Origin of the sequence: Anaeromyxobacter dehalogenans 2CP-C, from assembly GCF_000013385.1 — a bacterium.
In the GTDB taxonomy this organism is placed as follows: domain Bacteria; phylum Myxococcota; class Myxococcia; order Myxococcales; family Anaeromyxobacteraceae; genus Anaeromyxobacter; species Anaeromyxobacter dehalogenans_B.
The window spans coordinates 1365001-1390165 of the sequence record NC_007760.1; the positions used below are offsets into that span (position 1 = coordinate 1365001).

Genomic DNA, 25165 nt, shown 5'->3' on the forward strand with positions numbered 1-25165 from the left:
GTGACGCCGTTAACGCCGAGAGGTGATGACGTGGCCGCAAGGCCTGAAGTGCGTGATCCCATGCTTCCTAGAAAATCCCCGCGTGGAGTCAACGAGGCGCCCGTACCGCAAACCGACTCAGGTGGGCGAGGAGAAAATCCTAAGGCGCTTGAGAGAACTCTGGTCAAGGAACTCTGCAATTTTCCACCGTAACTTCGGAAGAAGGTGGGCCCGGGATTGTGTAGGGACTTGCTCCCGAAGCAATGCTGGGTCGCAGCGAAATGGCGGTAGCGACTGTTTAACAAAAACACAGGACTCTGCAAACACGTCAAGTGGATGTATAGGGTCTGACGCCTGCCCGGTGCCGGAAGGTTAAGGAGATTCGTCAGGCCGCAAGGCCAAAGCGATGAACCGAAGCCCCGGTAAACGGCGGCCGTAACTATAACGGTCCTAAGGTAGCGAAATTCCTTGTCGGGTAAGTTCCGACCTGCACGAAAGGCGTAACGACTTCCGCGCTGTCTCGACCAGGGACTCAGCGAAATTGAAATAGCTGTGCCGATGCAGTTTACCCGCGGCAAGACGGAAAGACCCCATGAACCTTTACTACAACTTGCCACTGACACTAGGAATTGATTGTGTAGGATAGGTGGGAGCCTATGAACCCTGGGCGCTAGCTCGGGGGGAGGCAACGGTGAAATACCACCCTGTCGATTTCTGGTGTCTAACCTGGACCCCTCATCGGGGTTGGGGACAATGGCTGGTGGGTAGTTTGACTGGGGCGGTCGCCTCCCAAAAGGTAACGGAGGCGCGCTATGGTTCCCTCAGCCTGATTGGAAACCAGGCGTCGAGTGCAATGGCATAAGGGAGCTTGACTGCGAGACCGACAGGTCGAGCAGGTGCGAAAGCAGGTCATAGTGATCCGGTGGTTCTGTATGGAAGGGCCATCGCTCAACGGATAAAAGGTACTCTGGGGATAACAGGCTTATCGCGTCCAAGAGTTCACATCGACGACGCGGTTTGGCACCTCGATGTCGGCTCATCGCATCCTGGGGCTGGAGCAGGTCCCAAGGGTTTGGCTGTTCGCCAATTAAAGCGGTACGCGAGCTGGGTTCAAAACGTCGTGAGACAGTTTGGTCCCTATCTGCCGTGGGCGTAGGAGAAGTGAGAGGATCTGTCCTTAGTACGAGAGGACCGGGATGGACGCACCGCTGGTGTACCAGTTGTCTCGCCAGAGGCATCGCTGGGTAGCTATGTGCGGAACGGATAACCGCTGAAAGCATCTAAGCGGGAAGCCAACCTCAAGACGACTTCTCCCGGGCGCAAGCCCCTGAAGCCCCCTCGAAGACGACGAGGTCGATAGGCCGGAGGTGTACGCGCTGTGAGGCGCTCAGCTGACCGGTACTAATAGGGCGTGCGGCTTGGTCTCCCTTTTCTCAGGTCGTAGGCGACCTGCTCGAGGTCGAGATCGAATTCCTTGTAGAAGTGCGGCCCTCTGCGGCCCCGCGGTGCGGTGCTCTTCTTTTCCCTTCGTAACGGTTGTCGAGAGGCGACACGCCTCACGTTCTTTCAAAGGTTTGCGGTGGCTATATCGGTGGGGTCACACCCGTTCCCATCCCGAACACGGTAGTTAAGCCCACCAGAGCCGATGGTACTGCACCGGAAGCGGTGTGGGAGAGTAGGTCGCTGCCGCATCTTTTCGTGCCCGCCAGAGCAATCCGCTCTGGCGGGCTTTTTCTTTTGGCGCGCATTGCGTACGTCGGGCGGCCCGGTGCGGCGCGCCACGGCCGATGCCTGCCAGGGAAGGCGTCCGGGCGGGTATACTCGCCCTTTCGCCGCAGCCGCGGCGACGGAGGGACTCGATGGCGCGCGCGATGGTCGGGGTGATCGGGGGGACGGGGCTGGGCGAGGCGCTCGGCGCCCTCGGCGGCGGCGAGGTCCGCGAGCTGGACACGCCGTTCGGCAGGCCGTCCGCGCCCATCACGCTCACCGAGGTGGGCGGGGTGCCGCTGGCGCTGCTCCCGCGGCACGGGGAGGGGCACATGCTCAACCCGTCGCAGGTCCCGTACCGCGCGAACATCTGGGCGCTGAAGTCGCTGGGCGTGACCCACGTGCTCGCGAGCGGCGCGGTCGGGAGCCTGCGCGAGGAGGTGGCGCCGCGCAACCTGGTCATCCCGGATCAGGTGATCGACAGGACCTTCCGCCGCGCCGGCACGTTCTTCGACGACCTCGCGGTGCACGTGGAGTTCGCGGCGCCGTTCTGCACCACGCTGCGCAACGTCCTCGTGAAGGCCGGCACCGGGTTCCCGGCCCGCGTCCACCAGGGCGGGACGTACGTCTGCATGGAGGGCCCGCAGTTCTCCACGCGGGCCGAGAGCGAGCTGCACCGCAGCTGGGGGGCCTCGCTCATCGGCATGACCGTGATGCCCGAGGCGAAGCTCGCGCGCGAGGCGGAGCTCTGCTACGCGCTCGTGGCGCTCCCGACGGACTACGACTGCTGGAAGCCGCACCCGGCCTCGGTGGACCAGGCGAAGCTCATCGAGGAGATCCTGGGGAACGTGAAGTCGGCGACCCAGAACGCGATCGAGCTGATCCGCCGCGCCATCCCGCACGTCGCCGCGCTCGAGAAGCCGTGCGCGTGCCAGTCGGCGCTGGCGCTCGCGATCTGGTCGGACCGCAGCCGGATCGCGCCCGCCACCCGCGAGAAGCTGCGCCCCATCCTCGAGAAGTACCTGGCCGGCTGAGCCGGCGGTCAGGCGCCGGCGGCGGGCGGCTCCGGCGACGGGGCGCGGCGCAGCAGCGCGGCGACGCGCGCCAGGTCGGCGACCAGGCCCGCCAGCGCCGCTCGCCGGGCCGCGTCGTCGGGGGCGCGCAGCACGGCCGACGGGTGCAGGGTCGCGACGACGATCTCCGCGAGCGGGGAGGGCACCGGCTGCCCGCGCCGCTCCGTCAGCCGGAAGCCGCGCCCGAGCAGCGCCTGCGCGGCGGTGGCGCCCAGGCACACGACCGCGCGCGGCCGCACCGCCGCGAGCTCCGCCTCGAGCCAGGGGAGGCAGGCGCGCACCTCCCCGGCGCTCGGCTTCTGGTGGATGCGGCGCTTGCCGCGCGGCTCCCACTTGAAGTGCTTCACCGCGTTGGTGACGTAGGCGTCGCGCCGGTCCAGGCCGGCCGCGGCGAGCGCGCGATCCAGCAGCCGGCCGGCGGGGCCGACGAACGGCTCGCCGGCCCGGTCCTCGTCGTTGCCGGGCTGCTCGCCCACCAGCATCACGGTCGCGCGCGGCGCTCCGGCGCCGAACACGGTCTGCGTCCCGCGCTCCCACAGCGGGCACGCGGTGCAGCCTGCGGCGGCGCGGCGGAGCGCCGGCAGCGTGGCGCGACGGGGGACGAGCGGGGCGGCGGTGCCGCCCGGCGGAGCGCGCCGGGGCATGCGGACAACATGGGGCCGCGCCGGCGGGGACGCCCGCGACCCGAGGGGCCGAGAGAGTACGGGCGCCGGCTAGGCGGCGGGCGCGTCGAGCGCCAGCGCCGCGAGCTGGCGGACGTTCGCCGGGCACTCCAGCGACGCGAGCTCGCCGCGGGTGACCCAGCGGGCGGCGTCCCACTCGTCGCAGGCGGCGAGCTCGCGGCCCGGCACGTCCGCCACGAACGCGAAGTTGAGGTGCAGCCCCTTCGAGCCCGCCGGGTGCTCCTCGTAGCCGATGAGCCCCGGGGGCGAGCCGTCCACGCCGAGCCCCGCCGGGAAGCGTCCGGCCAGGCCGGTCTCCTCGCGCAGCTCGCGCACGGCGCCCTCGAGCGGCGTCTCCCCCGGCTCGAGCTCGCCGCCCACCGGCAGCCAGGTCCCGAGCCGGCGGTGGCGGATCAGCAGGACGGCGCCGCCGTGGCGGCAGAACACGGACGTCGAGAAGGCGCGGCGCTCGGACATGGGCGCGCAGTATGCCACCGGGCGCAGGACCGCGGGAGCTAGGCCCCGCCGGCGGCCCGATCGCGCGCGGCCGGCGGCTCCGGCGCGTCGGCGACGGCGCGCGGCCCGCGGCGCCCGCGGCGGCGCAGCTTCTCCACCCACACGAAGACCACCGGCACCACCCACAGCGTCAGCATGGTGGAGGTGATCACGCCGCCGATGACGGCGATGGCCATGGGCGCGCGGAACTCGCTGCCCATGCCCTTCCCGAGCGCGGTGGGCAGCATCCCCAGGATCATCGCGCCGCTCGTCATGAGGATGGGGCGAAGCCGGCGCGGGCCGGACCTGCGCACCGCGGTCTCCGGGTCGTCGCCCTCGCGGAGGTGCTGCAGCGCCCCGTCCACCAGCAGGATGGCGTTCTTCGTGACGAGCCCCATCAGCAGGATGATCCCGATGAGCGAGCCGAGGTTCACCGTCTGGCCGGCGATCCCCAGCCCCAGCACCGCGCCCACGATGGCGAGCGGGAGCGAGAGCATGATGGTGAACGGGTGGACGAACGACTCGAACTGGCTCGCCAGGACGATGAAGATGAACACCACCGCGATGAGCAGCGCCATCCCCATGTTCGCCTGCGACTCGGCCTGCTCCTTCTGCATGCCGTCCCAGATGTACGCGTAGCCGGCCGGCAGCGGGCGCGCGCCCACCTTCGCGCGGAGCGCCTGCACCGCGCCGCCCAGGTCGTACCCCGGGGCGATCTGCGCCCAGACCGAGATGCTGCGCTCGCGCCGCTGGTGCTCGATCACGGCCGGGCTGGTCGAGCGCTCGAGCCGCGCGAGCTGCGCGAGCGCCACCGGCCCGCGCGGCGTCGAGATCCACATCCCGTCGAGCGCGCCGCGCGACTCCCGGTCGTCCCCGGCCAGCCGCACGCGGATCTCCGACTCGCGCCGCCCCTCGCGCAGCTTGCCCGCGACCTCGCCCTGCGTGGCCAGGCGCACCTGCAGCGCGACCGCGCCGGCCGGGACGCCCAGCCGCGCCGCCTCCTCGCGGTCCACCTCGACCTGCAGCTCGGGCTTGCCCGGCGAGTCCTTGAGCTGGATGTCGGTGAGCGCAGGGATCTCGCGCATCGCCGCGACCAGGCGCTCCGCCTCCTCGCGGAGCCGGGCGAAGTCGCGCCCGGTCACGTGCATGAGCACCGGCGGGAAGTCGCCGATGCCCTCCAGCATGGGCGGGTCCGAGACGGCCCGGGTCGCGAGCCGCTCGTCGGCGGCGAGGACGCCGCGGATCCAGGCCTTGTACGTCTCGACGCCGTCGGGGCGCGCGTTCTTGTCCACGAGATTGACGCGCCAGCGGACCTGCCGCGGGTCCTCCTGGTAGCCGATGGTCGCGTAGACCGCGGTCACGCCGGGCAGCGCGCGCACGCGCTCCTCCAGGGTGGCGCTCCGCCGGGAGGCGGTGGCGAGGCTGGTGCCCGGCGGGTACTCCAGGTTCACGATGAGCTGGTTGCGGTCCTCCTTGGGCGCGAACTCGGACCCGAGCAGCGGGGCCACCACCAGGCTGGCCAGGAACAGCAACGCGGCCGCCGCGAAGGTGAGGGCGCGGTGCCGGAGCACCCAGTCCAGCGTGCGCGCGTACACGCGATCGTTCGCGTCGAAGGCGGCGCGGATCCGCCGGGCCACCGGGTGCTCCCGCCGCTCCTGGCCCGGGACGTGGGCGCGCACGAACCGCGCCGAGAGCATCGGGTCGAGCGTGAACGCCACGAACAGCGAGATGAGCACGGCCACCGTGATGGTGAGCCCGAACTGGCGGAAGAACTGCCCGGTGATGCCCTGCATGAACGCGACCGGCACGAACACCGCCACCAGGGTGAAGGTGGTCGCCATCACCGCCAGCGCGATCTCCTGCGTGCCGCGGCTGGCCGCCACCGGCGGCGGCTCCCCGGCCTCGAGCCGGCGGGTGATGCTCTCGCGGACCACCACCGCGTCGTCGATGAGCAGGCCGATCGCGAGCGAGAGGCCGAGCAGGGTGAGCTGGTTCAGCGAGAAGCCCATCCAGTACATCACGAACAGCGTGCCCACCACCGAGGTCGGCAGGGCGAGCGCGGAGATGACGGTGCCGCGCACGTCCAGCAGGAACAGCAGGATGATCAGCACGGCCATCGCGCCGCCGAAGAAGATGGCGACCCACACCTCGTGCGCGTTGGCCTCGATGATCACCGACTGGTCCACCAGGACCTGCGCCCGGAAGCCGAGCTCGGCCTGTAGCTCGGGCAGCAGCCGCTTCACCTCGTTCGCGACCGCGGCGGAGTTCGCGCCGGCCTGCTTCACCACCTCGACCGCGACCGCGTCCACGCCGTCGGTGCGGACCAGCGTCTTCGGCTCCTTGGCGCCCTTGCGCACCAGCGCCACCTCGGCGAGGCGCACCAGCGAGCCGTCCTGCGCCGCGGTCACCGGCATCCGGCGGAGCGCGTCCACGTCCCGGAACTCGCCGCGCACGCGGATGCCGACCTCGCCGTCGCCGGCCGGGAACTTCCCGCCGGGCAGGTCGAGGTGCTCGCCCTGGATGCGCCGGAACACGGCGTCCGGGTCCAGCCCGACCGCGCGGAGCCGGTCGCGGAACAGGTCCACCGAGACCTCCGGCTCGGCCCCGCCCACGATGCGCACCGCCGCCACGCCCTCGAGCTGCTCGAGCCGCGGGCGCACCTGGTCGTCCAGCTTCTCGCGGAGCGCGACGGGATCCTGGCCGGACGCCGCCGAGAACACGAGCACCGGCTGCGCCGCCACGTCGTACTGCGCGATCACCGGCGCGCGGGCGCCGAGCGGCAGCTCCCCCTGCGCGATGCCCACCTTGTCGCGGACGTTCTGGACCGCCTCGCCCAGCGGGACCGACAGCTCGAACTCGATGAACACCAGCGACACGTCCTCGCGCGAGGACGAGAAGACCTTGTCGATCCCGGCGATGGACGAGACCGCGTCCTCGATGGGACGGGTGACGTTCTCCTCGACGTCGCCCGGGCTCGCGCCGGGGTAGGTGGTGGTGACGGTGACGAACGGCATGCTGACGTCGGGGTAGAGGTCGGTGCCCAGCCGGCGCAGGCCGAGCAGGCCGAGCACGACCAGCGTCACCGACATCATGGCGGTGAAGACCGGCCGGCGGATGGCGACGTCGGAGAGCGTCATCCGCGCACCTGCGCCAGCGCCGTGCCCTCGGCCAGCCCGACCGGCGGGTCGGTGACGACGCGCAGCCCCTCCGGCCAGGCGCCGCCCTCCGGCACGATCACCGCGGTCTCGCCCTCCTCGGCGAGCAGGCGCACCGGCAGGGCCCGCGCCTTGCCGTCCGCGCCGGCCACCCACACCGCGTGGCCGCCGGTGCGCTGCACCAGCGCCGGCGCGGGCACGCGGAAGGCGTCGCGCTCCGCCCCGCGGGGCAGGTCGGCGCGCGCGTACGCGTTCGCGAGGAAGCGGCCGTCGGGATTGGGGACCGCGATCTCCACCGGAACGCGGTTCGTGGCCGCGTCCACCGCGGGGACCACCACCGTCACCACCGCGTCCGCCGTGCGCGCCCCGATGCCGGGGAGCGACACGGCCACGCGGGCGCCGGGCCGGAGCTCGGCGGCCTCCGACTGCGTGAGGGAGGTCTCGAGCACCAGCTCGCGCGTGGTGACGAGCGTGACCAGCGGGACGCCCGGCGACACGGTGATGCCCACGCCGTCCGGCACGCGCGTGACCACCCCGGCGAAGGGCGCGACCAGCCGGTGGTGGGAGAGGTGGACCCGCGCCTGCTCCGCCTGCGCCTGGGCCGCGGCGAGGTGCGCGGCGGCGAGGTCGCGCTGGGCCCGCGCCTGCGTGGCCTGGGCCTCCGAGGCCCCCTCCTCGCGGCGGAGCCGCTCGGTGCGCGCGAGGGCGTCCTCCGCCAGCGCGAGCTGCGCCCGGGCGGCCGCGACCGCGGCCTCGGCCTGCCGGACCGCCGCGGAGGCGGCGCCGGTGTCGAGCACGGCCAGCAGCGCCCCCTCGCGCACCTCCTGCCCGCGGCGCACGGCGACGCGCTCCAGCGTGCCGGCCACGCTCACCGCCAGGACCGAGGCCTGGCGCGCCTTCAGGGTCCCGGTGGCGGTGACGCGCGGCGCGAAGCGGACGCGCTCCGGGGCGGCGAGGTGCGCGGCGGCCGCCGCCGGTCCGGCGGCGGGCGCGGGGGCGGGCGCGGGGGCGGTCGCCGGCGCGGGAGGCGGCGGGGGCCGATCGGCGCCGCGGCGGCCGCAGGCGGCCGCGGCGAGCGCGAGGAGCAGGGCGGGGCGGAGCGGCGGCATGTGCGGATCTCCGATGCTGACCGGCGGGTCAGGTTGTAGCGCGGCGGGTGCGAGGGGGCGGCGCGGCGCGCGCGGCCGGCCCCGCCATGCCCTCGTAGAAGATGGTCAGGAAGGAGCGCGCCCACCCGGCGAGATCCGGCTTCTGGCGCAGCTCGGCCGTCCGCCGCACGAAGCCCTCGTACGTGCCGACCAGCAGGTCGGCCACGGCGGAGGGGTCGATGTCGCGGCGGAGGCGGCCGGCGGCCTGCTTCGCGGCGATGCGATCGCGCAGGGCACGCTGCAGGCGCCGCCGGAAGTCGGCCAGGCCGCGGGTCCACGCCGGCCCGGCCGCCTCCAGCGCGCGGATCACGTGGCGGTTGCGCCAGAGCAGCTCGAGCGACTCCAGGTCCACCTGCACCTCGAACTCGAGCTGGGCGCGCAGCAGCGCCGGGCCGTCCTCGTCCCCGTGCTCCCGGTCGAAGCGGCGCTCCGCCTCCTCGCGGCGCCGGGTCTGCTCCTCGAGCGCGCCGTAGAGCCGCTGGACGAGCTCCGCGAAGGCCGCGTCCTTGGTGCGGAAGTGCAGGTAGAAGGCGCCCTTGGAGATGCCGGCGCGGCGCGCGATGTCCTCGACGCGGGCGCGCGCGAGCCCGTGGCGGCAGATCTCCTCGCGGGCGGCCTCGAGCAGCGCCTCGTGGGCGCCAGGGGCTGGGCGGCGGGCCATGGCGACGCCCGTTGTACGGCGCCGCGCGCGCGATCGCAACGGTCGCTGACCGACGGGTCAGGAATTCCGCGCGAACCCGGGCGGGCCGGCGGCCTCGCCGTGCCCGGGCGGCGCCGTCACGGATCGAACGTGCCGTCCGCGCGTGCCAGGGCGAGGCGCGCCAGCCGGGCGTCGAGCGTGGCCGCGACCAGGCCGAGCTCGGCGGAGGACGCGGCGCTGGTGGCGTCCGCGACCTCGAGGTAGGTGGCCGCGCCGGCCGCGTGCGCCCGCTGCGCCTGCTCCAGCGCCTCGCGCGCCAGCGCGGCCTGCTCCTCGGCCTTCCGCGCGGCCGCCGCCGCGCTGTCGAGGTCCAGCCGGGCGCGCCGGACGTCGTCGCGGGCCTTGTTCGAGGCGAGCGCGAGCGCCGCGTCGGCCTCGGCCGCGCGGTGGCCCGCGTCGGCGAGCTCCGCCTCGCGCCGGCCGCCGTCGAAGAGCGTCCACTGGAGGCCGAGCATCACGGTCCAGCCGGCGTGCTCGCCGGTGAAGCCGGTGATGCTGGCCCAGCGCCAGGTCCCGCTCACGCCCAGCGTCGGGAGGTACGCGGCGGCGGCCTCGCGGCGCTGGCCCTGCGCCAGCGCCAGCCGCCCGCGGGCGGCCTCCACGTCGGGCCGGCGGGCCGCGCGCTCCTCCTGCTCCCGGGCGCCGGCGGACGGCGCCGGCGGCTCGGGCGGACGCTCCACGTCGAAGTCCGCGTCGCGATCCAGCAGCGTCGCGAGCGCGAGCCGGGCCGCCGCGTACGCGTTGCGCGTCCGGATCAGCTCCTGCTCGGCGCGGGCGCGATCGGTGCGCGCCTTCAGCAGCGCCAGGCGCGGCGCGGCGCCCTGGGCCACGAGGTGCTCGGCGTCGGTCTCGTGCCGGCGCCAGGTCTCGAGCGTGCGCTCCTGGACGGCGACCGCCTCGCGGAGGGTCGCCGCGCCGTAGTAGAGCTGCGCCACGCCGTACAGCAGCTTCTGGCGGGTGTCGGCGACCTGCGCGCCCGCCACCTCCTCGGCCAGGTACGCGTTGCGGATGGCCGGCCAGAGCCGCGGGGCCAGCAGCGCCTGCCGCACCTCGGCCTGGACGCCGTACTGCGTCCTCCGCTGCAGCTCCAGCTCCTCGACCGACGTCGGGACGAGCGCGAGGGTGGTCGCCTCGCCGGGCAGGTTGACGGGCGAGAACGGGCGGCCGGGGTCGTAGGGCGGGAGCGCCGCGCGCGGCGCGCTGGTGGGCCGGCCCAGGTCGCGGATGGCGAAGCTGGTGGGCAGGTCGAGCACCACGTCCTCGGAGTTCCAGGCGTACGAGCCGCCCGCGGTCACCTGCGGCAGGTAGTGGCTCCACGCCTTCCGCGCGAGCGTGCGCGCCTGCGCCAGCCGCTCGCCGGCGATGCGCAGCTCGAGGCTGGCCTCGCGGGCTCGGCGGAAGGCCGCGTCCAGCGTGAGCACCGGCGGCGGGGTGGCGGCCTCGGCCGCGGCCAGGGGTACGCCTGCGCCGGCGTCCGCGGCCGCGGCGAGCGCGAGGGCGAGCAGGGCGGGGGAGATCATGGGGTGCTCCTGGGGAGGGCGGCAGGCGGCTCGGCACCGGGCTTCCGTCGCAGGGCGGAGAGGCGGCGCGCCAGGGAGGCGCGGTGGACCACGAGCGCCGCCACCGCGGAGTGGAGGACGAGCAGCGCCCCCAGCCAGGCGAGCTGCGGCGCGACGGCGCCGAGGTCGCCGGTCTTCATGACCAGCACCCGCAGGGCCCGCAGCGCGGGGGTGGCCGGGAACACGGCGGTGGCGAGCTCGACCGCGCGCGGGAGCTGGCCCGGAGGCCAGGTGAACCCGGACGCGAGGAAGAGCGGCACCGAGAAGAACATCAGGAGCTGGAACGTGCCCATCCGGTCGCGCGCCAGGCTGGCCAGCCCGATGGCCACGGGGACCATCACCACCGCGAACGCCAGCAGCAGCGTGGCGGTGGCGAGGACGCTCGGGCCGGCCCATCCCATGGCGGGCATGAGCACGAGCCCGATGAACACGACCCCGGCCAGCCAGAACGGCGCGTGGGCCGCGGCCATGCCGAGCAGCCGCGCCAGCGGGAGCGGCTCGCGGCCCGCGGGCGGCAGCCCGGCCTCGAGGCGCGCGCCGGCGCTGAACGCGAGCGAGACCACCACCAGCTGCTGGAGCACCACCAGGAAGATGCCGGCGGCGAGGTAGCGGCCGTAGGAGCCGGTGGGGTGGTACAGCAGCCGGTCGCCGGTCGCGATGGGCGCGGCGCGGGCGCGGGCCACCGCGGGAGGCATCCCCTTCGCGAGGAACGCCGCGGCCCGCACCCGCGCGCCGGTGGCGCCGGCGACCGTGACCGCGGCCGGGTAGGCGATGGCCCACGTGTACATGTTGGCCCCCCCGGCCCACACCGCGAGCTGGGCCTGCTCGCCGCGCTTCAGCCGGCGCGAGAAGTCGGGCGGGACGACCACCAGGAGCTCGGCCTCGTCCCGGCGCAGCGCGGCCATGCCGTCGTCGAGCGAGGCGACGCGCCGTGCGACGCGGAGCTCCGGGGTCGCCTCGAGCTCGAGGGCCACGCGGCGGGAGAGCGCCGAGCCGTCCAGGTCGAGCAGCAGCGCCGGCCGGTCGCGCGCGTCCTCCGCGTGGTAGAGGTACGCGACGATCACCGGGTAGAGCAGGGGGATCGCGACGAGCACGAGCAGGATCGACCGCTCCCGGAAGATCCGCCCCCGCTCCTCGCGCGCGCTCGCGCGCAGCACGTCCTGCCACGCCCGGGCGGTCATGCGGTCCTCCGGGCGCGCGCCCGGGCCACCAGCGCCCGCGCCGCCCTCGAGGCCGCGATCACCGCCGCGAAGCCCGCGGCCTGCGCCGCGAGCCAGCCGAGCGGGCCCGCCAGATCGCGCAGCGCGGCGGGCTCGTGCAGGAAGATCCGCAGCGCGCGGCCGAAGGGGGTGAACGGGAGCGCGCTCGCGACCGCGCGGATCGGCCCGGGGATGACGTCCCAGGGCCAGGTGAGCCCGGAGAACATGAGCGAGAGCATCCCGAGCAGCACCGTGGACTGGAACGCGAACGGGCCGCCGCCGAGCAGCGCCGCGAGCGCCGCCGCGAACAGGAGCTCCGCTCCCACGAGCGCGAGCAGCGAGCATGCGACCACCGGGAACGGGCTCGCGGGGCGGATCCCGTCGATGCGCAGCAGGCCGTAGGTGGACAGGAGCGCCAGGGCCAGCGACACCGCCAGCACCGCCGCCCACCGGCCCAGCGCCTCGGCCGGGCGGCGCCCCGGGGCGGCGGGCCAGATCACCGACCAGGCCAGGAACAGCGTCGCGAGGTGCACGAAGAACAGCGCGAACGCCGGGGCGAGGTACACGGCGAAGCTGGCGCCCGGGTTGCGCGACATCGCCTCGGTGACCACCACCGGCGCCGCCTTCGCGAGCGCGGCCGAGGGCGCGGTGCCGAGCTTCTGGAGCACGCCCAGCTCGACGCCCGCGGACACCGTCGCGAGCACCTTCGCGATCGTGCGCGAGGCGGTGCGCCCGACGAGCACGTTGCTCATGTCCACCGCGGCGAGGATCTCGGCGCGGCGCCCGCGCTTCAGGTCCGCCGAGAAGCCGTCGGGCACCAGGACCACGCCCGCCAGCGCCCCGCGGTCGAGCGCCTCCTGCGCGGCCTCGAGCGTGGGGGGCGGATCCGTGAGCACGCGGAGCTCGGGGGTGGCGTCGAGGTACCGGGCCACGGTGCGGGAGGGGCCGGTGCCGTCCAGGTCGAGGACGGCGATCGGGAGCTCGCGCATCACGCCCTGCCGATAGGTGGCGATGGTGAGCCAGCTCGCGCCCAGGAACACGGCCAGCATCAGCCGGTAGCGCGGGCTGGCGGCGAGCGCCCGCAGGTGCGCGAGGAAGGCGGCGCGGAACCCCACGGCTCACCTCCGGGCCGCGGGCAGGGCGGGCGCGAAGCGCGCGGTCATGCCGGGGCGCAGCTCGGGGTCCGGCTGGCGCGGCCGGGCCTTCACCTCGAACGTGCGCAGGTCGAAGCTGCCCTTCTCGCCGGTCGCGCGCCAGGTGGCGAAGTCGCCGAGCGGGGCCACCGAGAACACGGTCATGGGGAGGCGCCGGCGCAGCGCCGGGACCTCGACGTCGAGCTCGGTCCCGACCTTCACCGCGCCGAGCAGGTCCTCGCGGACCGGGAACACCGCCCAGGCGTCGCTCCGGTCCACGAGCGTGAGGATGGGGTAGCCGGTGGCGGCGAGCTCGCCGCGGTGGACCAGGATCTTCGCCACCTCGCCGCCGATGGGCGCGGTCTGGACCGTCTCGCGGCCGTAGCTCTCCACCTCGGCCAGGCTGCCCTGGCCCTGGCGGACCAGCGCGCGCAGCGCCTCGACCTCCTCGGCGCGGGCGCCCTTGATCACCAGGTCGTGGCGGGCCTGCGCCACCGCGAGCTGGTCCCGGGCGGCCTTGAACTTGAAGTCGGCCTCGTCGAAGGCGGCCTGGGTGATGGTCCCGGTGGCGAGCAGGGCGGTGGCGCGCTCGTGCGCCTTGGTGGCGACCTCCAGCTGGCTGCGGGCGGTGTCGAGCGCGCGGCGCGCCTGCTGCCGCTCCTCGGCGCGCGCGCCGCGCTCGGCGATCTGCAGCCGGGCGCGGGCGGCGTCCACCGCCGCCTTCACCTGGTCGATCTTCGCGGCGACCTCCTGGCTCTCGATGGTGACGAGCTCCTGGCCCTCCTTCACCGGGTCGCCCTCGCGCACCGCCAGCGCCTTCACGCGGCCGGGGATCTTCGAGGCGACGTCGATCTCGGTCGCGTCCACGAGGCCGGTGATGGGCGCCGGCGCGCGCTGGCCGCAGGCGGCCAGGAGCGCGACGGGCGCGAGGAGCAAGGGGAGGAGGCGGCGGGTCATCTCAGGCTCCGATTCCGTCGAGCAGGAGGCGCACGAAGTCGCGCAGCACGGCCTCGCGCGCGCGGACCGCGCGCAGGTCGGTGGACCACAGCGCCTCCAGGAACGGGCGCTGCATGAAGTAGCCGAGGAACAGCGCGCCGACGCTCATGGTGAACGTCCGCGGATCCAGGTCGGCGCGGAAGGCGCCCTGGGCGACGCCGCGCCGGAGCACCGCGTGGATGGCGTCGAGGTTCGCGGCGATCCGGTCGGTGAGGAGCCTGCGGCCGCGGCGGGCGCGCGAGAGCGCCTCCCAGCCCATCAGCCGCACGAAGTCCTCGTGCTCGGAGAGGAACGCGAAGAAGCGGCGCACCAGCGCCTCCACCTCCTCGCGCGGCGCCGCGCGCGCCCCGGCGGGCGTGGGATCCGCGGCCGCGAGCGCGAGCGTCAGGTGCGCGTCGAGGACGGCGCGGTACAGGCCGTCCTTGTCGCCGAAGTAGGCGTAGATCATCCGCTTGTTCACGCCGGCGCGCGCCGCGATGTCGTCGATGCGCGCGCCGTCGTAGCCGTGCTCCGCGAAGGCGCGGCCGGCGGTCTCCAGCAGCCCGGCCCGGGTGGCCTGCGCGTCGCGCCTGCGTGGGGGAGCCTTCGCCATGCGGGCAAGTATATAACCAGTTAGTTACTTCGTGCGCACGCGGCATCGTGGCGCAGCCCTGGTCGGCAGCACGGCCCCAGCCCTCGTCAGCAGGGAATCTCGAAGTAGAACGCCGCGCCGCGGCCCGGCTCGCTCTCGACCCAGGCCTGGCCGCCGTGCGCCTCGACGATGCCGCGCACGATGAACAGGCCCAGGCCGTGGCCGCGCTTCTGGCTGCCGGCCGGCTGCCAGTAGCGGTCGAACAGGTGGTCGCGGACGTCCGGCGCGACGCCGGGGCCGCGGTCCACCACCGCGAAGCGCACGGCGCCGCCGCGCCGCTCGGCGGTGATCACGACCTCCTCGCCGTCCGGCCCGAACTTCAGCGCGTTCCCGACCAGGTTCGCGATCACCTGCGCGATGCGATCCGGATCCCAGGCCGGCACCGGCAGGTCGGGGGCGAGGCGCACCGCGATCCGCTGCCGGCGCTCCGCGGCCAGCGCCTCGAGCGGCTCGGTCGCGCGGGCCACCACCGCGGCGGGCGGCTCGGCGCGGCGATCGAGCTGCAGCCGCCCCGCCTCGATGCGGGCGAGGTCCAGCAGCCCCTCGATGAGCCGGTTCATGCCGCGGACGGTGCGCTCGAGCTTCGCGAGCAGCGCGTCGCCCTGCGGGCGGCGCGGCTCGTCCACCAGGCGCGCCAGGCGCTGGATGCCGAGCAGCAGCGCCGACATCGGGTTCTTGAGGTCGTGCGAGACGATCGAGAGCGTGTCCTCGCGGGCCCGGACCGCGCGCTCGACCTCCTCGAAGAGCAGCGCGTTCTCGAGCGCCATGGCGGCCCGCGCCGCGAGGTCCTCGGCCAGCGCCAGGTCGTGCGCGCCGTAGCGCCGCGTGGACTCGGCGAACGCGAGCGTCATCACCGCGCGGGTCCGGCCGCGCACCCGCAGCGGCACGACCACCCAGGACCGCGCGCGCAGCCGGCGCAGCGCGGCCACGTCGGCCGGCTCGCCGGCGCGGGGCGGCGGCGGGTCGGGGACCAGCTCGGCGCGCCCGCTCGCCACCACCGCGGCGACCCCGTGCGCCGGCGCACCGCCGAGCGGGACGGCGCGGGGCAGGGTGCTCGCGAGCGGCGCGAGGTCCGGGTTCCAGTGCTCGGCGGCCACGCGCTCGGCCTGGTCGTCGCGGATCAGGTGGACCAGGCACCAGTCGGCGAGGTGCGGCACCACCAGGCGGGCGAGCTTGCCCAGGGTGGCGCGGTGGCCGCGCGCGTCCTCGAAGAGCGCGCCGGTGACCTCGTACAGGAACGCGAGGCGGCGCTGCGTCTCCTCGAGCTGCGCGCGCGCGTCGAGGCCGGCCGCCGCCTGGGAGGCGGCATCGGGCGCACCCGAAGGGGGCTGGGTGGCGTCCATTTGGAGGCGACTCTAGGCCGCATGTGGGACGAACACAACCTGTCGGGGAGGCCAGGGTCGTCAGCGCCGGAGCCACAGCGCGAGGCGGTCGGCGATGGCATCCGGCGCGAGGACCGCGTCGGCCAGCCCCGCGGCCCGCGCGGCGCCCGGCATGCCGTCCACCGCGCAGGAGGCGGCCTCCTGCGCCACGACCCGCCCGCCGGCCCGCCGGAGATCGGCGAGCCCCTCCACGCCGTCCCGGCCCATGCCCGACAGGATCACGCCCACCGCGCCGGCGCCGTAGGCCGCCGCCACCGAGCGGAACAGCGGCGTGCCGGAGGGCCGGAAGCCGCCCACCGGCGCCGCGTCGGTGACGGTCGCGCGGGTGCCGTCCGCGCTCACGCCCAGGTGCCGGTCGTCGGGCGCGACGTGCACCACGCCCGGCTCGAGGAGCAGCCCGTCGCGGGCGACGCGCGCCGGGAGCGGGCCGGCGGACGCGAGCCAGCGCGCGAACCCCTCCGCGAAGCCGAGCGCGATGTGCTGGACCACCAGCAGCGGCGCGGGGAGGGCGGCGGGGAGCCGGGCCAGGATCCGCTGCAGCGCGGCCGGCCCGCCGGTGGAGGCGGCCACCGCGACCACCCGGCCCCGGGGGACGTCGGGCGGCGCGGCCGGGGGCGGCGCGGCGGCGCGCGCCGGCTCGGGGCGGCGCAGCAGCGCCACGCGGCTCATCGCCTTGACCGTGGTGACGAGCCGGCGGGCGTCGTCGGCGAAGCCGGGGGAGCCGGGGCCGCGCGGCTTGGGCAGCGCGGCGAGCGCGCCGGCGGCCAGCGCCTTCATCGACAGCGTCACCTCGTTCACGTCGAGCGAGGTGACGATGACGATGGGCGTGGGCCGCTCGGCCATGATCTGCGCGGTGGCCTGGATGCCGTCCACCGGCATCATCATCACGTCCATGGTGATCGCGTCGGGCCGCAGCGCGCGCACCAGCGCCAGCGCCTCCGCGCCGTCCGACGCCTGGCCCACCACCTCGAGCTCCGGGTCGGCGGAGAGGATGCCCACCAGCAGCTGGCGGGCGGTGGGCATGTCCTCCACCACGAGCACGCGGATCATGGTCACCCCAGCAGGTGTTCCAGCGTGTCGAGCAGGCTCCGCTGGTCGAACGCGCTCTTCACCAGGTAGGCGCTGGCGCCGGCGGCCAGGCCGCGCGCGCGGTCGGCGTCGGCCTCCCGCGCGGTCACCAGCACCACCGGCATGGCCGCCAGCGTCCGCGAGGCGCGGACCGCCTCGGTGAGCGCGAAGCCGTCGAGGCGCGGCATCTCCACGTCCGCGACCAGCGCGTCCGCCCCCTCGCGCTCCAGGATGGCCCACGCCTCCGCGCCGTCGGCCGCGGTCGCCACCCGGTAGCCGGCGGTCTCCAGGATGGAGCGCTCCAGCGCGCGCGTGGTGGGCGAGTCGTCCACCAGCAGGACCCGCGGCCGCCGCCGCGGCGCCGCGGCGGCCGGCGCGAGCGAGGCGGTGGGCCGGCCCAGCGCCGAGGCCACCACCGCCGGCACGTTCAGCACGAGCGCCACGCCGCCGTCGGGGAGCAGCGCCGCGCCGGCGAGGTGGGGCAGCGCGCGGACCCGGGCGCCGAGCCCGCGCACGCGGAGCTCCTGCTCGGCCACGAGCGCGTCCACCGCCAGGGCCACGGGGCGCCCGCCCGCGGCCACCACCGCGAGCTGCAGCGGCGCGCGCCCGCCGGCCGGCGCCGCGGCGGGCAGGCCCAGCACCTCGGCGAGCGCGACCGCCGGCACCGGCTCGCCGTCCACCGTCACGGTGTCCCGCCCCCCCAGCGGCCGCAGGCCCTCCGGGTGGACCTGCAGCAGGCGCCGGAGCTGGCTCGCCGGGATGGCCACCGACTCGCCGCCGCAGGAGACGACCAGCGCGCGCAGCGCGAGCAGCGTGAGCGGCACCACCAGCACGAAGCGGGTGCCGTGGCCGGGCCGCGTCTCCACGTCCACCGCGCCCTGCAGCGCCTCCACCGCGGCGCGGACCGCGTCGAGGCCCACGCCCTGGCCCGACACCTCGGTGACCCGCGGCGCGGTGGTGAAGCCTGGCAGGAACACGCGCCGCGCCAGCGCCCGCGCGTCCGCCGCCTCGGGCAGCCCGGCGCGCGCGGCCCGGCGCCGGATCGCGTCCAGGTCCAGGCCGGCGCCGTCGTCCTCGACCGCGATCTCCACCTCGCCCCCGCGCAGCACCGCCGTCACGGCGATCCGGCCGCGGGCGGGCTTCCCGGCGGCGGCGCGCGCCGCGGGGGGCTCGAGCCCGTGGTCCACCGCGTTCCGGACCAGGTGCAGGAGCGGCGCCCGGAGCGCGTCCGCGACCGCGCGGTCGAGCGCGACCTCGCCGCCCGCGATCGAGACGTCCACCTCCTTGCCGGCGCCGCGGGCCACGTCGCGCGCGGCGCGCTCCAGCCCGGCGCAGGCCTCGGCGAACGGCACCATCCGCAGCGCGCGGAGCTCGTCCGCCAGCGGCTCGGCGGCCTGCGCCACGCGGCGGCGCGCCGAGGCGGCCGCCGCGGAGATCCGCTCCAGCTCCGACTCCAGCCTTGCCAGGCGCGCGGCCTGACGGCCCGCGGCGGCCCGGGCGGCGGGCGCGGGGCCGGCGCGGGCGAGCGCGTCGCGCAGCGCCCGCTCGTCCTCGGCCCACTCCGCCCGCCAGCGGCGGACCTCCGCCTGCAGCGCCTCGAGCGGCGCGCGCGCGCCCTCGCCCGCGTGGCGCGCGGCCCGCAGCTCGGCCTCGAGCGCCTGCAGCCGGTCGAGCCGGGCCGCGTCCAGGCGGACCGAGCCCGTCCCGCCGCCCCCGGGCGCCTCGGCGGGCCGCGCCACCGCCTCGAGCGGCGCGCCCTCGCGCTCGCCGCGGCCGCGCAGCCGCCGCCCGGCCTCCTCGATGGCGTCCACCGCGTCGAGCAGCTCGTCCACCAGCGGCCGCGCCTCGTCCGGCGGCCGCTCGCGCGCGGCCGCCAGCGCCCGCTCCATGCGCGCGGCCTGCGCCTCCACCGCCTCCACGCTCGCCGCGCGCGACGAGCCCTTCACGCTGTGCACGGTGCGGAAGATGCGCTGGAGCAGCTCGGCGCGGTCCGGCGCGGGCGCGCGCTCCAGCGCGAGCAGGTCGGCGGTCAGGCTGCGCACGTGGTCCTCGAGCTCGCCGAGGAACGTGGCGCGGAGCAGCGCCTGGAGGCGGTCGGCGTCCATGGCGGGCGCGGCGCGCTAGGCGGCCCGGTCCGGCTCGGAGAGCAGCTGGGTGAGCCGCACCGCGAGCGTGGAGAGGTCCTGGACCGCCTGCTCGGTCTGGCGGATGGCCTGGACCGTCTGGTCGGTGGTCTGCTTCACGTCGCGCATGGCCTGGTTGATCTGGCCGAGCCCCTGGGCCTGCTGGGTGGCGGTGGCGGACATGTGGCTGGAGGTCTCGGCCAGCTCGGCGATGGCCCCGGCCAGCGAGTGGATGGTCTCGCCGGCGCTGCGGGCCGCCTCGGTGGCCTGGGCCATGCCCTTCGAGTACTGCTCGGTCGAGACCACCGAGCGGCTCGCCATCTTCTGGATCTCGCCCAGGATGCGGCGCACCTCCACGGTGGCCTTCTTGGCCTGCTCCGAGAGCGACTTCACCTCGGCCGCGACCACCGAGAAGCCCTTGCCGTGCTCGCCGGCGCGCGACGCCTCGATGGCGGCGTTGAGCGCGAGCAGGTTGGTCTGGTCGGAGATCTCGTTCACCAGGTTGACGATGTCGCCGACCGCCTGCGTCTGCTCGGCGAGCCGGACGATGCTCTCGGCCACCGAGTCGGCCTGCTCCTTCGCCGCGGTCATGGAGCCCACCGCGCGCTCCACCGCGCGCCGGCCGTCCTGCCCGATCTCGTCGGAGCGCCGCGCCGTCTCGGCCGCCGCCTGCGCCCGCTGCGCCGCCTGCGAGGACATCTGCGCCAGCTCCTCGACCACCGCGACCGTCTCGGTGACGGCGCCCGCCTGCTCCTGCGCGCCGGTGGCCTGCTGGTTCGTGGAGGTGACGATCTGGTTCGTGCCGGTGGCGAGCCGCGTGGCCGTGTCCCGCACCGCCGCCAGCAGCGCCTCCACCTGGCGCCGCATCGACTGCTCCTTCGCGAGGCCGCTCCGGACCTTCTCGGTCATGGCGTCGAACGAGCGCCCGAGCGCGGCGACCTCGTCCTGGCCCGGCACCGCGGCGCGGGCCTCCAGGTCGCCCGCCGCCAGGCGGTCCGCCGCGGCGGCGAGGCGGCCGATGCGGCGCGTGGTGCCGCGCGTCACCGTCAGCACCGCCGCGAGCACGGCGATCACCAGGATCGCGAACAGCACCTGCACCACCAGGAACTGGCGCACCCGGCCGGCCGTCACCTGCGCGGCGACCGCCGTGTCGCCCTGCAGCTGGGTCAGGTAGCGCTCGTGGATCTCGCGGAAGCGGTCGAGGTCCGCCTGCGCCTCGGCGCGCCCGGGCGCGGCCATGACGCGGGCGAGCAGCGGGCGCAGCTCGTTCGTCCACGTGCCCTCGCGCGCCCGGAGCGAGGCCACCACGCGCGGATCGCGGATGGGCTCGGTGCCGGTCTCCGGGTCGCCCTGGAGCAGGATCCGGTAGCGCTCGTCCAGCGCGCTCATGGTGCGCACCAGCGCCTCGCGGGTGCGGGCGCGGTCGGCGGGCGCGTCGAACAGCCGCTCGGAGAGGTCCAGCGCCTGGTACCGCAGCACCGCGCCCTCCACCAGCTTGGCGGTCCACTCCTCCTCGCCGTGCAGGCCGGAGAGCATCCACAGGTTCAGGCCGATGAGCCCCGCGGCGGCGGCGAACAGCGCGAGGGCGGAGCCCCCGAGCCGGAAGCCGAGCGAGCGGGTCCGGCGGATCTCCATCTGCATCAGGTCACCTCGGTCGGGAGGGAAGGGGCGTCCACGGCGAGCCGCGGGTCGCGGAGCAGGGCCGCGCCGTCCAGCAGCGCCAGGCCCGCGGCGGTGACGCCGAGGACGTACTCGGGCCGCGCGCGGCGGGGGGCGGCGGGGGCGGGGAGGAGGTCGCCGGGGACCAGCTCGTCGAGCCCGTCCACCTCGTCGGCGAGGAGCGCCAGCTCGGCGCGCTCGCCGCCGAGGACGAGCAGGCGGGTCCGCTCGCCGGCGGGCGCGGGCGGGGCGCCCAGGTACTCGCGGACGTCGAGCACGTCCACCAGCTCGCCGCGCAGGTTCGCGAGGCCGGCCACGAAGGCGGGCGCCCCGGGCAGCCGCGCCAGCCGCGGCGGCCGCGCCACCTCGCGGACCACCCCGGTCTCGAGCGCGTACCGCTCGCCGCCCAGGCGGAACGCCAGCACCGGGCGCGCGCCGGCCGGGCGCGGGGCGGGCGGCGGCGCGGCGAGCGCGCGGGCGCGGGCCTGGAGCGCGGCGCGGGCGGCCTCGCCGGACGGGCGCGCGCCGGAGCCCAGCGCCGCCGCGGCGCGGGCCAGCCGCTCCTCGAGGTCCTTCCAGTCGATCGGCGCGCCGGCGCGCCTTCGTTCACCCGCGGTCATCGCCTCCGCCGAGCAGCTCGAGCTGCGCCGATGCTACCTCGGAAAGGGGGCCCGCGCACCGCCCGTCGCCGAGCGGCAGCGGCGCGTCGGGCGGGAGGGCGGCGCAGATGCGCCGGACGCTCCGCCACGCACGCCGGGCGCCGGCCTGGTCGCCGGCGCGCGCCAGCAGGCCGGCGAGCTGCGCGTGCGCCACCGCCAGCCCGGCGTCGAGGTACAGGCACCGGCGTAGCGCCTCCACCGCGCCCTCGAGCCGGCCCGCGTCGGCGAGGACCGCGGCGTGGAGGAGGTGCAGCTCCGCGGCGAGCGGGTGGGCCTCGGCGGCGCGCGCCGCCAGCGCCTCCGCGCGCGGCGGGTCGCCGGCGTTCGCCGCGGCGTGGACCAGCGCGGCCGCGCCCTCCGGCGTGGCGAGGAGCGCGCCGGCCCGGTCCAGCACGGCCCCCCAGTCGCCGCGGCGGAGCGCGTCGAGCGCGCCGGCCAGGTCCGGCGCCGGGGCCGCCGCGGGGAGGCGCGCCGCCGCCGGCGCCGGCGGGGGAGGCGGGGGAGGCGGCGGCGCGGCGGCGGGGGGAGGGGTCGCCGGCGCCTGCGGGCGGCCGGGGCGGCGCGGTGGCCGGGCGCGCGGCGCGGCCGGCTCGGCCTCGGCGGGCCGGTGGTAGACGACGCCCGCCGCGGTGGACACCGGCTCGAACGGCGCGAGCCCGCCGAGCGGCGGGTCCGCCAGCCCGGTGAGCAGCCAGCCGCCGGGCGCGAGCGCGGCGTGGAGGCGGCGCGCCACGGCGGCCACGACCTCGCGCTCGAGGTACATGAGCGCGTTGCGGCAGAGGACGAGGTCCACGCCGGCGGTGCCGGTCCCCGGCGACGGGTAGGTGGCGTCGGCGAGGTTCAGGTACTCGAAGCGGACCCGCGCCCGGATGCGCGACGGCACCTTCCAGCGGCCGCCCTCGCGCCGCAGCAGGCGCGCGGCGGTGGCGCGCTCGGGGCCGCGCAGCGACCAGTCGCCGTACGCGCCGGCGCGGGCGCGGGCCAGCGCCGGCCGCGAGATGTCGGTCCCGAGCACCCGCGAGCGCTCGCCCACGCCCGCCTGCTCCAGCGTGAACGCGAGCGTGTACGCCTCCTCGCCGGTGGCGCACGCGGCGCTCCATGCCCGGAGCGCGTGGCCGGCCGGGCGGCTCGCCGCGAGCGCCGGGACGACGCGGTCCCGCACCAGCGCGAGCTGCGGCGGATCCCGGAAGAAGTAGGTCTCACCCACCGTGACGGCGGCGACGAGGTCCGCCACCGCGAGCCGCCCGTCGCGGAGCCGATCCGCGTACGCGCGCGGGTCGGTGAGCCCGGCCGCGCGCATGGCGCGGCGCGCGGCCTCCTCCACCTCCGGCCGGCGGTGCGCGGGGATCCGGAGGCCGGCGTGGCGCACCACCTCCGCCGCGATCTCGGCGAAGGCCGGATGCGACCAGGCGCCCGGGGGGGACCCCGTGCTCATGGCCGGCGGCCCGCGGCCGGGGCACCGGGCGGACGTTCCGGAGCGGACATGGGCGCGCAGTCTAGCCGAGCCCGGGCCGCGGCGGGCCGCGTGCGCGCGCCGGCGCTGCGCCCGCGCCGCGCAGCCCCACCGGTGAGCACCCGTCGTGCTTGCCTCGCGGGTGCGCGGGGCGTTTGCTCGCCCCCAGGGGGCAACCGTGGACACGCCGTTCGAGGGCGGCGAACGAGGGACCGTCGATCGGCTGCGGCAGGACGAGGCGACCCTGGAGCAGCAGGTCGCCGAGGCGCGCAGGCAGGCGGCGGCCACGCTGGAGCGCGCGCGGCGCGAGGCCGAGGCGCTGGCGGCGAGCGCACGCCACGAGGCGGAGCGCTCCGCGGACGCGCTGCGGGCGACCGCCGCCGAGGCCCAGGATCGCGCGCAGGAGGCGGCGCGCGCGGCCTGCGAGGCGGACCGGGCCGAGGTGGCCCGCCGCGCGGCCGCGAACCGCGCGCGGGCGCTGGCGTGGTTGCGCGCGCGGGTGCGGGGGGAGCCGTGATCCTGCCCATGGCGCGCGTGGAGGTGCTCGGGCCGCGGGACCTGCTCCCGCGGGCGCTCGAGCTGCTCCAGGTGCGCGGCGCGGTGGAGCTCCGCCCGGCCCCCGCCGCGGCGCGCCCGGCGGCGCCGCTCCCGGGCGCGCCGGAGCGCGCGGTGCGCCTCTCCGAGGCGGTCCGCCAGATCGACGCGCTCGCCGGACGGCTCCCGCCCGCGCGCGGGGAGGCGGCGCCGCTGGAGCTGCCGGAGCCGGGCACCCAGGCGCTCCTGGATCGGCTCGCGGCGCTCGAGTCCGAGCTGGCGCGGATCGAGGCGCGGCGCGCCGCGCTCGCCGAGGAGCGCGAGGCCACCGCGCGCTTCGCACGCCTGGTGGTCGCGCTCGCGCCGCTGACGCACGGCGTGGACCCGGCGGCCGAGCCGGAGCTGCACGGCCTGGTGCTGCGCAGCGACCCGGCGGCGCTGGCGCTGCTGGAGTCGGAGGTGCGCCGGCTGTCGGGCGGCGCCTGCGAGGTGAAGGCGCGGCCGCTCGACGCGGAGCACACCGGCGTGCTGGTGGTGGTCCCGCGGGCCGCCGGGCGCGCGCTCACGGCGCTGTTCTTCGAGCGCGGCGTGGACGAGGTGCGCCTCCCGCCGGCCTACGGCGGGCGGCGGCTGCTCGACGTGCTCCTGCTGCTCTCCGCGCGGGCGCGGGCGCTCCCGGACGAGATCGCCGCGGCGGACGCGGCGCTGGCGCGGGTCGCCGCCGGGCTGGCCCCGGCGCTGGCGCGCGCGCGGACCCGGGCCGAGGGCGAGCTGGCGCGCCTCCAGGCGATGGGGAGCTGCGGCGAGACCCGCTTCGCGTTCGTGGCCGTCGGCTACATGCCGGCCGACCAGGTCGCGGCGCTGCGGGCGGCGGTCGCCGCCGAGCTGGGCGACCGGCTCACGGTGCTGGCGGAGCGGCCCGGGCGGTCGGAGTGGTCGCAGGTCCCGGTGGTGCTCCGCAACCACCGCTGGCTGCGCCCGTTCGAGCGGCTCCTCGCGCTGGTCTCGCTGCCGCGCTACGGCTCGGTGGACCCGACCCCCTGGCTGGCGCTGTTCTTCCCGCTGTTCTTCGGCCTGGTGCTGGGCGACGTGGCGTTCGGCGCGGCCGGCGCGGCGGTGGCGCTCTGGGCCCGCCGGCGCGGCTGGGGCGGGCGGGTCGGGCGCGACCTCGCCTGGGTGGCGCTGTGGTGCTCGGCGGCGTCGGCGCTGTTCGGCCTGCTGTACGGCGAGGCGCTGGGCGAGCTCGGCGTGCACCTCGGGCTGCACCCGCTGCTGCTCGACCGCCGGCGCGGCTTCATGGCCTTCCTCGGCGGCGTGCTCGCGCTCGGCGGCGTCCACGTGCTGCTGGGGATGGGGCTGGGCGTCGGGTCGGCGCTGCGCGAGCGGCACCTGCGCGAGGCGGTGGGGCGGGGCGCGAAGCTGGTGCTCCTCGTCGCCGCCGCGGCCGCCGCCGCCGCGCTCGCGGGGAAGCTGCCGCCGGCGGCGCTGCGGCCGGCGCTGTTCGGCACGGTGGGCGCGCTCGCGGTCGCGGTGGCGGCCGAGGGCCCCATGGCCGCGCTCGACCTGGTGCTCGGGCTCGGCAACGTCCTGTCCTACGCCCGCCTCATGGCGCTCGGGCTCGCCTCGGCGATGCTCGCCGAGGTGGCGAACCTCATCGCCGGCACGCTCGAGCCCGCGCCGGTCGGGATCGCCATCAGCGTGCTGCTGCACGCGGTCAACTTCAGCCTGTGCCTCATCAGCCCGATCGTGGCGGCGCTGCGCCTCCACTACGTGGAGTTCTTCGAGAGGTTCTACGAGGAGGGCGGCGAGCCGTTCCGGCCGTTCGCCCTCGACGCATGACGAAAGGGAGG

General features: G+C 76.3%; 19 protein-coding genes and 2 rRNA genes (1 of these 21 cut by a window edge). 5 read left to right on the plus strand and 16 right to left on the minus strand.

Annotation, left to right across the window (positions count from 1 at the left end; all coding sequences use genetic code 11):
• The 3 genes from ADEH_RS06075 to mtnP all read left to right on the plus strand — a co-directional run.
• Window positions 1-1405 (plus strand): 23S ribosomal RNA (locus tag ADEH_RS06075) (it extends 1576 nt beyond the left edge of the window).
• 149 nt (window positions 1406-1554) lie between these two features.
• Window positions 1555-1671 (plus strand): 5S ribosomal RNA (gene rrf / locus ADEH_RS06080).
• Window positions 1672-1838: 167 nt separating this feature from the next.
• The gene (gene mtnP, locus ADEH_RS06085; protein ID WP_011420237.1) at window positions 1839-2720 is read left to right on the plus strand and encodes an S-methyl-5'-thioadenosine phosphorylase; all 882 of its coding nucleotides are present in this window, start codon (window positions 1839-1841) and stop codon (window positions 2718-2720) included.
• 8 nt (window positions 2721-2728) lie between these two features.
• Here the strand turns inward: mtnP and ADEH_RS06090 are convergent, their stop codons facing one another.
• The 16 genes from ADEH_RS06090 to ADEH_RS06165 all read right to left on the minus strand — a co-directional run bounded on the left by ADEH_RS06090 (window position 2729) and on the right by ADEH_RS06165 (window position 22763).
• Window positions 2729-3403 (minus strand): UdgX family uracil-DNA binding protein, encoded by a 675-nt coding sequence (locus ADEH_RS06090; RefSeq protein ID WP_011420238.1) that lies wholly within the window; start codon window positions 3401-3403, stop codon window positions 2729-2731.
• A gap of 69 nt (window positions 3404-3472) precedes the next feature.
• Complete coding sequence (locus ADEH_RS06095) at window positions 3473-3898, minus strand: NUDIX hydrolase (protein ID WP_041453357.1); 426 nt, start codon at window positions 3896-3898, stop codon at window positions 3473-3475.
• Window positions 3899-3936: 38 nt separating this feature from the next.
• Window positions 3937-7053 carry an efflux RND transporter permease subunit gene (locus tag ADEH_RS06100; RefSeq protein WP_011420240.1) on the minus strand — a complete coding sequence of 1039 codons (3117 nt, stop codon included), beginning with the start codon at window positions 7051-7053 and terminating at the stop codon, window positions 3937-3939.
• On the minus strand, window positions 7050-8180 hold the full coding sequence (locus tag ADEH_RS06105; RefSeq protein WP_011420241.1) for an efflux RND transporter periplasmic adaptor subunit: 1131 nt from the start codon (window positions 8178-8180) through the stop codon (window positions 7050-7052). Before ADEH_RS06105 ends, ADEH_RS06100 begins: the two co-directional genes overlap by 4 nt.
• Window positions 8181-8208: 28 nt before the next feature.
• Window positions 8209-8880 carry a TetR/AcrR family transcriptional regulator gene (locus ADEH_RS06110; protein WP_011420242.1) on the minus strand — a complete coding sequence of 224 codons (672 nt, stop codon included), beginning with the start codon at window positions 8878-8880 and terminating at the stop codon, window positions 8209-8211.
• Window positions 8881-8996: 116 nt separating this feature from the next.
• Window positions 8997-10439, minus strand: a complete 1443-nt coding sequence (locus ADEH_RS06115; RefSeq protein ID WP_011420243.1) for a TolC family protein — start codon at window positions 10437-10439, stop codon at window positions 8997-8999.
• A complete protein-coding gene (locus ADEH_RS06120) occupies window positions 10436-11659 on the minus strand; it encodes an ABC transporter permease (protein WP_011420244.1) in 1224 nt (407 codons plus the stop codon). Before ADEH_RS06120 ends, ADEH_RS06115 begins: the two co-directional genes overlap by 4 nt.
• Window positions 11656-12792: an ABC transporter permease gene (locus ADEH_RS06125; protein ID WP_011420245.1), complete on the minus strand. Its 1137-nt coding sequence runs from the start codon at window positions 12790-12792 to the stop codon at window positions 11656-11658. The genes ADEH_RS06120 and ADEH_RS06125 overlap by 4 nt, the downstream gene beginning before the upstream one ends.
• A 3-nt stretch (window positions 12793-12795) precedes the next feature.
• Entirely contained in the window at window positions 12796-13767 is a 972-nt protein-coding gene (locus ADEH_RS06130; RefSeq protein WP_011420246.1) for an HlyD family secretion protein, read from the minus strand.
• 1 nt (window position 13768) lies between these two features.
• A complete protein-coding gene (locus ADEH_RS06135; protein WP_011420247.1) occupies window positions 13769-14398 on the minus strand; it encodes a TetR/AcrR family transcriptional regulator in 630 nt (209 codons plus the stop codon).
• Window positions 14399-14484: 86 nt separating this feature from the next.
• Window positions 14485-15780, minus strand: a complete 1296-nt coding sequence (locus ADEH_RS06140; protein ID WP_011420248.1) for a GAF domain-containing sensor histidine kinase — start codon at window positions 15778-15780, stop codon at window positions 14485-14487.
• Window positions 15781-15840: 60 nt separating this feature from the next.
• A complete protein-coding gene (gene cheB / locus ADEH_RS06145) occupies window positions 15841-16869 on the minus strand; it encodes a chemotaxis protein CheB (protein WP_011420249.1) in 1029 nt (342 codons plus the stop codon).
• A 2-nt stretch (window positions 16870-16871) separates the two neighbouring features.
• A complete protein-coding gene (locus tag ADEH_RS06150) occupies window positions 16872-18992 on the minus strand; it encodes a hybrid sensor histidine kinase/response regulator (RefSeq protein WP_011420250.1) in 2121 nt (706 codons plus the stop codon).
• A 15-nt stretch (window positions 18993-19007) separates the two neighbouring features.
• Window positions 19008-20651 (minus strand): methyl-accepting chemotaxis protein, encoded by a 1644-nt coding sequence (locus ADEH_RS06155; RefSeq protein ID WP_011420251.1) that lies wholly within the window; start codon window positions 20649-20651, stop codon window positions 19008-19010.
• Complete coding sequence (locus ADEH_RS06160) at window positions 20651-21289, minus strand: chemotaxis protein CheW (protein ID WP_011420252.1); 639 nt, start codon at window positions 21287-21289, stop codon at window positions 20651-20653. The genes ADEH_RS06155 and ADEH_RS06160 overlap by 1 nt, the downstream gene beginning before the upstream one ends.
• Window positions 21276-22763, minus strand: a complete 1488-nt coding sequence (locus ADEH_RS06165; RefSeq protein ID WP_011420253.1) for a CheR family methyltransferase — start codon at window positions 22761-22763, stop codon at window positions 21276-21278. Before ADEH_RS06165 ends, ADEH_RS06160 begins: the two co-directional genes overlap by 14 nt.
• Window positions 22764-22959: 196 nt before the next feature.
• On the opposite strand from ADEH_RS06165, the gene ADEH_RS06170 reads away from it, so the two are divergent.
• Entirely contained in the window at window positions 22960-23298 is a 339-nt protein-coding gene (locus tag ADEH_RS06170; RefSeq protein WP_041453358.1) for a hypothetical protein, read from the plus strand.
• On the plus strand, window positions 23295-25154 hold the full coding sequence (locus ADEH_RS06175) for an ATPase (RefSeq protein ID WP_011420254.1): 1860 nt from the start codon (window positions 23295-23297) through the stop codon (window positions 25152-25154). Before ADEH_RS06170 ends, ADEH_RS06175 begins: the two co-directional genes overlap by 4 nt.
• The last annotated feature ends 11 nt before the right edge of the window (window positions 25155-25165 follow it).

What these genes read in the sequence shown, in the direction of transcription:
- mtnP (WP_011420237.1), top strand. Translation starts at nt 1,839, where the DNA reads ATGGCGCGCGCGATGGTCGGGGTGATCGGGGGGACGGGGCTGGGCGAG.
- ADEH_RS06090 (WP_011420238.1), bottom strand. Translation starts at nt 3,403, where the DNA reads ATGCCCCGGCGCGCTCCGCCGGGCGGCACCGCCGCCCCGCTCGTCCCC.
- ADEH_RS06095 (WP_041453357.1), bottom strand. Translation starts at nt 3,898, where the DNA reads ATGTCCGAGCGCCGCGCCTTCTCGACGTCCGTGTTCTGCCGCCACGGC.
- ADEH_RS06100 (WP_011420240.1), bottom strand. Translation starts at nt 7,053, where the DNA reads ATGACGCTCTCCGACGTCGCCATCCGCCGGCCGGTCTTCACCGCCATG.
- ADEH_RS06105 (WP_011420241.1), bottom strand. Translation starts at nt 8,180, where the DNA reads ATGCCGCCGCTCCGCCCCGCCCTGCTCCTCGCGCTCGCCGCGGCCGCC.
- ADEH_RS06110 (WP_011420242.1), bottom strand. Translation starts at nt 8,880, where the DNA reads ATGGCCCGCCGCCCAGCCCCTGGCGCCCACGAGGCGCTGCTCGAGGCC.
- ADEH_RS06115 (WP_011420243.1), bottom strand. Translation starts at nt 10,439, where the DNA reads ATGATCTCCCCCGCCCTGCTCGCCCTCGCGCTCGCCGCGGCCGCGGAC.
- ADEH_RS06120 (WP_011420244.1), bottom strand. Translation starts at nt 11,659, where the DNA reads ATGACCGCCCGGGCGTGGCAGGACGTGCTGCGCGCGAGCGCGCGCGAG.
- ADEH_RS06130 (WP_011420246.1), bottom strand. Translation starts at nt 13,767, where the DNA reads ATGACCCGCCGCCTCCTCCCCTTGCTCCTCGCGCCCGTCGCGCTCCTG.
- ADEH_RS06135 (WP_011420247.1), bottom strand. Translation starts at nt 14,398, where the DNA reads ATGGCGAAGGCTCCCCCACGCAGGCGCGACGCGCAGGCCACCCGGGCC.
- ADEH_RS06140 (WP_011420248.1), bottom strand. Translation starts at nt 15,780, where the DNA reads ATGGACGCCACCCAGCCCCCTTCGGGTGCGCCCGATGCCGCCTCCCAG.
- cheB (WP_011420249.1), bottom strand. Translation starts at nt 16,869, where the DNA reads ATGATCCGCGTGCTCGTGGTGGAGGACATGCCCACCGCCCGCCAGCTG.
- ADEH_RS06150 (WP_011420250.1), bottom strand. Translation starts at nt 18,992, where the DNA reads ATGGACGCCGACCGCCTCCAGGCGCTGCTCCGCGCCACGTTCCTCGGC.
- ADEH_RS06155 (WP_011420251.1), bottom strand. Translation starts at nt 20,651, where the DNA reads ATGCAGATGGAGATCCGCCGGACCCGCTCGCTCGGCTTCCGGCTCGGG.
- ADEH_RS06160 (WP_011420252.1), bottom strand. Translation starts at nt 21,289, where the DNA reads ATGACCGCGGGTGAACGAAGGCGCGCCGGCGCGCCGATCGACTGGAAG.
- ADEH_RS06165 (WP_011420253.1), bottom strand. Translation starts at nt 22,763, where the DNA reads ATGAGCACGGGGTCCCCCCCGGGCGCCTGGTCGCATCCGGCCTTCGCC.